The organism is Micromonospora sp. DT233 (assembly GCF_049841815.1).
Taxonomy (GTDB): Bacteria; Actinomycetota; Actinomycetes; order Mycobacteriales; family Micromonosporaceae; genus Micromonospora.
This window is the reverse complement of sequence record NZ_JBNCLB010000009.1, coordinates 192,391-201,191: the sequence shown is the minus strand read 5'-3', so window position 1 is coordinate 201,191 and position 8,801 is coordinate 192,391. Positions and strand designations below refer to the sequence as shown.

At 74.3% G+C, this 8,801-nt stretch carries 8 protein-coding genes; all 8 read right to left on the bottom strand.

The features are described from left to right. Positions 1-48: 48 nt before the first annotated feature. The 8 genes from argH to argC all read right to left on the bottom strand — a co-directional run bounded on the left by argH (position 49) and on the right by argC (position 8,560). Positions 49-1,512, bottom strand: coding sequence for an argininosuccinate lyase (gene argH, locus ACLQ2V_RS20425; protein ID WP_425720133.1), 1,464 nt, complete (start codon positions 1,510-1,512; stop codon positions 49-51). Positions 1,513-1,591: 79 nt separating this feature from the next. Then, on the bottom strand, positions 1,592-2,797 hold the full coding sequence (locus ACLQ2V_RS20420) for an argininosuccinate synthase (protein ID WP_425720117.1): 1,206 nt from the start codon (positions 2,795-2,797) through the stop codon (positions 1,592-1,594). After that, positions 2,794-3,306, bottom strand: coding sequence for an arginine repressor (locus tag ACLQ2V_RS20415; RefSeq protein WP_425720116.1), 513 nt, complete (start codon positions 3,304-3,306; stop codon positions 2,794-2,796). Before ACLQ2V_RS20415 ends, ACLQ2V_RS20420 begins: the two co-directional genes overlap by 4 nt. Then, positions 3,303-4,229, bottom strand: a complete 927-nt coding sequence (argF, locus tag ACLQ2V_RS20410) for an ornithine carbamoyltransferase (protein WP_425720115.1) — start codon at positions 4,227-4,229, stop codon at positions 3,303-3,305. The genes ACLQ2V_RS20415 and argF overlap by 4 nt, the downstream gene beginning before the upstream one ends. Then, complete coding sequence (locus ACLQ2V_RS20405) at positions 4,226-5,407, bottom strand: acetylornithine transaminase (RefSeq protein WP_425720114.1); 1,182 nt, start codon at positions 5,405-5,407, stop codon at positions 4,226-4,228. The genes argF and ACLQ2V_RS20405 overlap by 4 nt, the downstream gene beginning before the upstream one ends. After that, on the bottom strand, positions 5,404-6,390 hold the full coding sequence (gene argB / locus ACLQ2V_RS20400) for an acetylglutamate kinase (protein ID WP_425720113.1): 987 nt from the start codon (positions 6,388-6,390) through the stop codon (positions 5,404-5,406). Before argB ends, ACLQ2V_RS20405 begins: the two co-directional genes overlap by 4 nt. Continuing rightward, on the bottom strand, positions 6,387-7,559 hold the full coding sequence (argJ, locus tag ACLQ2V_RS20395; RefSeq protein ID WP_425720112.1) for a bifunctional glutamate N-acetyltransferase/amino-acid acetyltransferase ArgJ: 1,173 nt from the start codon (positions 7,557-7,559) through the stop codon (positions 6,387-6,389). The genes argB and argJ overlap by 4 nt, the downstream gene beginning before the upstream one ends. Further along, a complete protein-coding gene (gene argC, locus ACLQ2V_RS20390; RefSeq protein ID WP_425720111.1) occupies positions 7,556-8,560 on the bottom strand; it encodes an N-acetyl-gamma-glutamyl-phosphate reductase in 1,005 nt (334 codons plus the stop codon). The genes argJ and argC overlap by 4 nt, the downstream gene beginning before the upstream one ends. Between the last annotated feature and the right edge of the window lie 241 nt (positions 8,561-8,801).

Here is an 8,801-nt window from a genome sequence, read left to right as displayed (position 1 = left end):
CCCCCCGCCGGGGGGCGGGGGGGGCGGTTCCCGCGCGCCGCCGGGGCGTCAGCGGGGGACTACCTGTTCGGCGGACCATTCGCGCCAGCCGGCGAGCTGGTCGAGGGCGGTGGCGAGCTGGTCGGCTACCGGGCCGGGGCCGGTGGAGCCCGGGGTGATCCGGGCGGCCAGGGCCGAGCGGACCGAGAGCACGTCGCGCACCGACGGGTCGAGGTGCTCGCTGACCGTGGCCAGGTCGGCGTCGGAGACCTCGTCGAGGGCGCAGTCGCGCACCGCGCAGAGCGCCACCAGCCGGCCGGTGATCTCGTGCGCGTCACGGAACGGCACGTTGCGCCGGACCAGCCAGTCGGCGACCTCCGTGGCCAGGGAGAAGCCGACCGGCGCGGCGGCGACCAGGCGGTCGACGCGGACGGTCATCGTGGAGATCATCCCGGCCAGCGCCGGCAGCAGCAGCTCCAGGGTGTCGACCGCGTCGAAGGCCGGCTCCTTGTCCTCCTGCATGTCCCGGTCGTACGCCATCGGCAGGCCCTTGAGCATGGTGAGCACGCTCATCAGCCCGCCGACGAGCCGCCCGGACTTGCCCCGGGCCAGCTCGGCGATGTCCGCGTTCTTCTTCTGCGGCATGATCGACGAGCCGGTGGCGAACGCGTCGTCCAGCTCGACCCAGCCGAACTCCTGCGACGTCCAGAGCACCACCTCCTCGCCGAGGCGGGACAGGTGCACCCCGATCATCGCGGTGATGAAGAGGAACTCGGCGACGAAGTCACGGTCGGCGACCGCGTCCATTGAGTTGGCGAAGGACGTGCGGAAGCCCAGCTCCTTGGAGACCGCCACCGGGTCCAGCGGCAGGCCGGAGCCGGCCAGCGCGCCCGCGCCGAGCGGGCTGACCGCCGCGCGGTGGTCCCAGTCGCGCAGCCGCTCCAGGTCGCGCAGCAGCGGGTGCACGTGGGCCAGCAGCCAGTGGCCGAAGGTGACCGGCTGGGCGTGCTGGAGGTGGGTCATCCCCGGCGCGGCCGTGTCGACGTGCCGCTCCGCCTGCTCGGTCAGGGCCTCGGCCAGCTCGACCAGCCGGGCGGCCACGCCCCGGGCGTGGTCGCGCAGGTAGAGCCGCAGGTCGGTGGCGACCTGGTCGTTGCGGGACCGGCCGGCGCGCAGCTTGCCGCCGAGGCTGCCGAGGCGTTCCAGCAGCCCCCGTTCCAGGGCGGTGTGCACGTCCTCGTCGTCGATGGTCGGGCGGAACGCCCCGGAGGCGCAGGCCGCCTCCAGGTCGTCCAGGGCGGCGAGGACCCGGCCCAGCTCGTCCGGGTCGAGCAGGCCGGCGCCGGCGAGGACCCGGGCGTGCGCCCGGGACCCGGCGATGTCGTACGGGGCGAGACGCCAGTCGAACTGCACGCTGACCGACAGCCGGGCCAGCGCCTCGGAGGGCCCGCCGGCGAACCGGCCGCCCCACAGGCTCGTACGGTTGGTCGCGGCACTGTTCTCGGTGAGGCTCTTGTCGTCCACGCCACCGATTGTGGCAGTGTTCACCTTCCGCTCCCGACTGCGGGGCTCACTCGCTGCGCTCGCTCACTCCTCGCGTTCGCCATCATGCTCAGGAGCCGGCCAACCGGGAGTCCCGGGCGGCGGCCATCTTGCTGGGCAGGCCCCAGAGCTGCACGAAGCCCTTGGCCAGCGACTGGTCGAAGGTGTCGCCGGTGTCGTAGGTGGCCATGCCGAAGTCGTACAGGCTGGCCTCGGAGCGCCGGCCGGTGACGGTGGCCCGGCCGCCGTGCAGGGTGAGCCGCACCTCGCCGGTGACCTGCTGCTGGGCGTCGTCGATGAAGGCGTCCAGGGCCCGCTTCAGCGGGGAGAACCACAGGCCGTCGTAGACCAGCTCGCCCCAGCGCTGGTCGACGCCCTTCTTGAACCGGGCCAGGTCGCGCTCGACGGTGACCGCCTCCAGCTCCTGGTGGGCGGTGATCAGCGCGATCGCGCCGGGGGCCTCGTACACCTCGCGGCTCTTGATGCCGACGAGGCGGTCCTCGACCATGTCGAGGCGGCCGACGCCCTGCGCGCCCGCGCGCCGGTTGAGCTCCAGAATCGCCTGGTACGGGGTGACGGTCTCGCCGTCGATCGCCACCGGCACGCCGGCGTCGAAGGTGATGACCACCTCGTCGGCGTCGCGCGCGACGGCCGGGTCGGAGGTGTACGAGTAGAGGTCCTCGATGGGGGCGTTCCAGATGTCCTCGAGGAAGCCGGTCTCCACGGCCCGACCCCACAGGTTCTGGTCGATCGAGTACGGCGACTTGGCCGTCACGTCGATCGGCAGGCCCCGCTCCTCGGCGAACGCGATCGCCTTGTCCCGGGTCCAGGCGAAGTCCCGGGCCGGGGCGATGATCTTCAGGTCGGGGGCGAGCGCGGCCAGGCCGACCTCGAAGCGGACCTGGTCGTTGCCCTTGCCGGTGCAGCCGTGCGACACGATGGTGCCGCCGTGCTTGCGGGCTGCCGTCACCAGGTGCTTGACGATCAGCGGCCGGGACAGCGCGGAGACCAGCGGGTAGCGGTCCATGTAGAGGGCGTTGGCTCGCATCGCCGGCAGGCAGTACTCGGCGGCGAACTCGTCGCGCGCGTCGACGAGCTCCGACTCGACGGCCCCGCAGTCCAGGGCGCGCTGCCGGATGGCTTCGAGGTCCTCGCCGCCCTGCCCCACGTCCACGGCCACCGCGATGATCTCGGCGCCGGTCTGCTCGGCCAGGTACGGAATGGCGACGGAGGTGTCCAGACCTCCGGAGTACGCAAGGACGACCCGCTCGGTCATGATGTGCTGTTCCCTTCGGTGTTCTCTTCCCGGCGCGACCACGCGGCGAGCTTCTCGCCCAACGCGGCCCCGCCGACGGCCTCGCGGGCCACGACGAGGATGGTGTCGTCGCCGGCGATGGTGCCGACGACTTCGGACAGGCCCGCTCGGTCCAACGCGCTGGCCAGGTATTGGGCTGCGCCCGGTGGGGTGCGCAGCACGGCGATGTTGCCGCTGGAGTCGACCTCGTTGAGCAGCTCGCGCAGCAGCCGGATCAGCCGGGCCGGTGCGGCCTCGGCGTCGCGCAGCGGGCGGTGGCCGTCCTCGGGGATGACGTACAGCAGACGCCCGTCGCCGCCGCGGGCGGTGACCGCGCCCAGCTCCTTGAGGTCGCGCGACAGGGTGGCCTGGGTGACCGCGACGCCGTCGCCGGCCAGCAGGTCGGCCAGCTCGGTCTGCGAGCGGATCGCCTGGGCGCGGATCAGCTCCACGATCCGGGCGTGCCGCGCCGTGCGGGTCAGCCCGGTCACTGCGGCTGACCGATCAGGTACGTCAGCAGCGCCTTCTGCGCGTGCAGCCGGTTCTCCGCCTGGTCGAACACGGCGCTGCGCGGGCCGTCGAGCACCTCGCCGGTGATCTCCTCGCCCCGGTGCGCGGGCAGGCAGTGCAGCACGATCGCGCCGGGCGCGGCGTGGCCGAGCAGCGCCTCGTCGACCCGGTACGGCAGGAACGGGGTGAGCCGGTCCAGCCCGTCGGACTCCTGCCCCATCGAGGTCCAGCAGTCGGTGGCCACCACGTCGGCGTCGCGTACCGCCGCCACCGGGTCGCGCAGCACCCGCACCGACCCGCCGGTGCCGGCGGCGATCTCCGCCGCCCGCTCCACCACCTGCGGGTCGGGGTCGAACCCGTCCGGCCCGGCGACCCGCACGTGCATCCCGGCGGTCGCCCCGGCCAGCAGGTACGACTGCGACATGTTGTTCGCCGCGTCCCCCACGTACGCCAGGGTCCGGCCGGCCGTGCCGCCGCAGCGTTCGCGGACGGTGAGCAGGTCGGCGAGGAGCTGGCAGGGGTGGAAGCCGTCGGTGAGCGCGTTGACCACCGGCACGGTGGCGTGCTCGGCGACCTCGGCGAGGCGGTCGTCGCCGTGGGTGCGCAGCACGATCGCCGCCACGTACCGGGACAGCACCCGGCCGGCGTCGGCCAGCGTCTCACCCCGGCCGAAGTGGGTGACCTGGGTGTCCACCACGACGGGGTGCCCGCCCAGCTCGGCGATGCCCACCTCGAAAGAGAACCGGGTGCGCAGGCTCGGCTTGTCGAAGAGCACCGCCACCGACCTCGGGCCGGCCAGTGGCCGGTGGGCGTGGCGCTCGGCCTTCAGCACGGCGGCCAGGTCGAGCACCGCCGACTGTTCGGCGGGCGAGAGGTCGTCGTCGCGCAGCAGGTGCCGGGTCATGCGGTGGTCTCCGGTCCGGTGGTGTCGAGGGCGGCGGGCAGGGCGGCCAGGAAGGCGTCGACCTGCTCGACGGTGAGGATCAGCGGCGGGGCCAGCCGCAGCACGCCCGGCTGCACCGGGTTGACCAGGAAGCCGGCCTCCCGCAGCGCGGCGGCCACCGGGGCGGCGACGTCGGCGGTGAGCGCGACGCCGAGCAGCAGCCCCGCGCCGCGCACCTCGCCCACCAGCGGGTGTCCCAGCGCCTCGATGCCCCGGCGCAGCCGCTCGCCGACCCGCTTGACGTGGTCGAGCAGCCCCTCGCCGGCGATGGTCGACACCACCGCCAGGGCGGCGGCGCAGCTGATCGGGTTGCCGCCGAAGGTGGTGCCGTGGGAGCCGGGGGCGAGCAGGTCGGCCGCGCGGCCGAAGGCCAGGCAGGCACCGATCGGCAGGCCGCCGCCGAGGCCCTTGGCGAGGGTGATCACGTCCGGTTCGACGCCCTCGGCCTGGTGGGCGAACCAGTGCCCGGTGCGGCCGATGCCGGTCTGCACCTCGTCGAGCACCAGCAGCGCGCCGTGCCGGGCGGTGATCCGCCGGGCCTCGGCGAGGTAGCCGGAGGGCGGGACGACCACGCCGCCCTCGCCCTGGATCGGCTCCAGGATCACCATGGCGGTCGCGTCGGTCACCGCCTCCGCCAGGGCGGCGGCGTCGCCGTACGGGACGTGGGTGACGTCGCCGGGCAGCGGGCGGAACGGGTCGGCCTTGGCCGGCTGGCCGGTCAGCGCGAGCGCGCCCATGGTGCGGCCGTGGAAGCCGTTGACGGTGGCGACGACGTGGGAGCGGCCGGTCAGCCGGGAGAGCTTGAACGCGGCCTCGTTGGCCTCCGCGCCGGAGTTGGCGAAGAAGACCCGACCGGGCCGGCCGGCCAGCGCCAGGAGCAGCTCGGCCAGGGCCACCGGCGGCTCGGCGACGAAGAGGTTGGAGACGTGCCCGAGGGTGGCGACCTGCTTCGACACGGCGGCCACCACCGCCGGGTGGGCGTGGCCGAGGGCGTTGACGGCGATGCCGCCGAGCAGGTCGACGTACTCCCGGCCGGCCTCGTCGACGACGACCGCGCCGGCGCCGGAGACCAGCGCCAGCGGCGGGGTGCCGTAGTTGTCCATCAGCGACTGCCGCCAGCGCTGCACCAGCGCGGTCATGATCTGGCCGTGCCTTCCTTGTTCGCGACTGCGGGGCTCGCAGGCTCACTCCTCGCGCTCACGACCATCGTTCCGAATCCTTCCGAGGTGAAGACCTCCAGCAGCGTGGAGTGGGCGACCCGGCCGTCGACGACGTGGGCGGCGGGCACGCCCTGGCGCACCGCCCGCAGGCAGGCCTCCATCTTCGGGACCATCCCCGACTCCAGGGTCGGCAGCAGCTCCGCCAGCTCGTCGGTGCTGATCTGCGACACGAGGCTGTCGGTGTCGGGCCAGTTGGCGTAGAGGCCGGGCACGTCGGTGAGGACGACCAGCTTGCGGGCGTCCAGGGCGACCGCGAGCGCGGCGGCGGCGGTGTCGGCGTTGAGGTTGTGCAGCACCCCGTCGGCGTCCGGCGCGACGGTGGAGATCACCGGGATGCGGCCCGCCGCGATCAGGTCGGTGACCGCCGAGGCGTCCACCGACTCGACGTCGCCGACCTGGCCGACGTCCACCGGCTCCCCGTCGACGTACGCGGGGCGGCGCACGGCGGTGAAGAGGCCGGCGTCCTCGCCGGAGAGGCCGACGGCGAACGGGCCGTGCGCGTTGATCAGCCCGACCAGCTCCCGCCCGACCTGGCCGACCAGCACCATCCGCACGACGTCCATCGCCTCGGCGGTGGTGACCCGCAGGCCGCCCTTGAACTCGCTGGCGATGCCGAGCCGGCCGAGCATGGCCGAGATCTGCGGGCCGCCGCCGTGCACCACGACCGGCTTGAGCCCGGCGTAGCGCAGGAAGACCATGTCGGCGGCGAAGGCCCGCTGCAACTCGGGCTCGACCATGGCGTTGCCGCCGTACTTGACCACGACGGTCGCGCCGGCGAGGCGGGCCAGCCAGGGCAGCGCCTCGATCAGCGTCTCGGCCTTGGCCTGTGCCCGGGTGAGGTCGGCGCTGAGGCTCGGGCCCGCGCCCGGCGTCCCGGCCCCGGCGGGGTTGCGCGCGCTCATGTCGAGTACGCCGAGTTCTCGTGCACGTACGCGTGCGACAGGTCGTTGGTCCAGAGGGTCGCCTCGGCGGCACCGGCGTGCAGGTCGATGCGGATGGTGACGTCCCGGCCGGTGAGGTCGACCTTGGCGCGGTCCTCGGCGGCGGCCCCGGCCCGGCACACCCAGACGCCGTTCACGGCCACGTCGACGGCGTCCGGGTCGAACGCGGCGGTGGTGGTGCCGACGGCGGCGAGGATGCGACCCCAGTTCGGGTCGTTGCCGAACAGCGCGGTCTTGACCAGGTTGTTGCGGGCCACCGACCGGCCCACCTCGACCGCGTCGGCCTCGTCGGCAGCGCCGACGGTGTCGATGGTGATCTGCTTGGTGGCGCCCTCGGCGTCGGCGACGAGCTGCTGGGCCAGGTCGTGGCAGGCGGCGGTGACCGCGTCGGTCAGCTCCGCCTCGGTCGGCTCGACCCCGGAGGCGCCGCTGGCCAGCAGCAGCACCGTGTCGTTGGTGGACATGCAGCCGTCGGAGTCGACCCGGTCGAAGGTGACCCGGCAGGCCGCCCGGAGGGCGGCGTCGAGCAGCGCCGGCCCGGCCACCGCGTCGGTGGTCAGCACGCAGAGCATGGTCGCCATGGCCGGGGCCAGCATGCCGGCGCCCTTGGCCATGCCGCCGACGCTCCAGCCGACGCCCCGGGCCACGGTGGTCTTCACCCGGTTGTCGGTGGTCATGATCGCCTCGGCGGCGGCGTCGCCGCCGCTGCGGGACAGGCCCCGGACCGCCGCCCGCACCCCGGGCAGCAGCTTCGCCATCGGCAGCCGCTCCCCGATCAGCCCGGTGGAGCAGACCGCGACGTCGGCGGCCCCGAGCCGCAGCCGAGGGCTGGACGCGGTCAGCGCGGCGGCGGTGTGCTCGGCGGTGGCGTGGGTGTCCTGGAAGCCGGCCGGGCCGGTGCAGGCGTTCGCGCCGCCGGAGTTGAGCACCACGGCGCGGACCACACCGCCCCGGACGACCTGCTGGGTCCAGCGCACGGGGGCGGCCTTGACTCGGTTGGCGGTGAAGACACCGGCGACCCCGGCGTCCGGGCCGTCGTTGACGACGAGGGCCACGTCGCTCGCGCCGCCGGCCTTGAGCCCGGCGGCGACACCGGCCGCCCGGAACCCCCGTGGGGTGGTGACGCTCATGGTGCGGTCCCCCAGACGGAAAGGCCGGTGGTCTCGGGCAGGCCGAGCATCAGGTTGGCGTTCTGCACGGCCTGACCGGCCGCGCCCTTGCCGAGGTTGTCGAGCGCGCTGACCACGATCACCCGGCCGGAGTCGGCGTCGACGGCGGCCTGCAGGTGGCAGGAGTTCGCCCCGAGCGTGGCGGCGGTGTGCGGCCAGCGCCCCTCGGGCAGCACGTGCACGAACGGCTCGTCCGCGTACGCCTGCGCCAGCACCGCCGCCGGGTCGACGCCGGTGCCGGTGGGCGCGGCGGTGACCGTGGCGAGGATGCCGCGCGGCATCGGGGCCAGCACCGGGGTGAGGGAGAGGCTGGTCGCGCCGGTGGCCTGCTTGATCTCGGGCACGTGCTGGTGGGTGCCGACCTTGTAGGGCGACAGGTCGCCCATCACCTCGCTGCCGAGCAGGTGGGCCTTGGCGGCCCGGCCCGCGCCGGAGGTGCCGGAGGCGGCCACCACGACCACGTCGGCGGGGGCGACCGCGCCGGCGGCGATCAGCGGGGCCAGCGCGAGGGTGATGGCCGCCGCGTAGCAGCCGGTGTTGGCCACCCGGGTCGCGCCGGCGATCGCCGCCCGCTGGCCGGGCAGCTCGGGCAGGCCGTAGGTCCAGGCCCCGGCGTGCTCGCCGCCGTAGTACCGCGACCAGGCGGCGGCGTCGCGCAGCCGGTGGTCCGCGCCGAGGTCGACCACCCGCACCGAGGCGGGCAGGGCGGCGGCCAGGGCCGCCGACTCGCCGTGCGGCAGGGCCAGGAAGACCAGGTCCGCGTCGGCCAGGGTCGCCGGGTCGGTCGCCGCGAAGACCAGGTCCAGCCCGACGAGCTGCGGGTGTACGGCGGCGACCGGCACGCCGACCTGGCGGTGCGCGGTGGCGGTGACCAGGTCGAGCTCCGGGTGGCCGGCGACCAGGCGCAGCAGCTCGCCCCCGGCGTAACCGCTCGCCCCGGCGACCGCAACTCGGATACCCATTCTCACCTCCGCATGACTATGCAGAGAAGGCTACCCGGCCGAAGCGACCCGCTGCAAGGTCATACGATCCCCTGCATGGCCATGAAAAGGTGATCGTGATCACCACAGGCCACGGTGCGTATACGGGGCCCTGCTGCCACCCGTCCAGACCGTCCCCTGCCGGCCTCGGCACCGACGCCGCGTTACCGCTCCCGGTTGACCGGGATGGATACCTTCGGACGGAACGGACGCCATGTCGCGT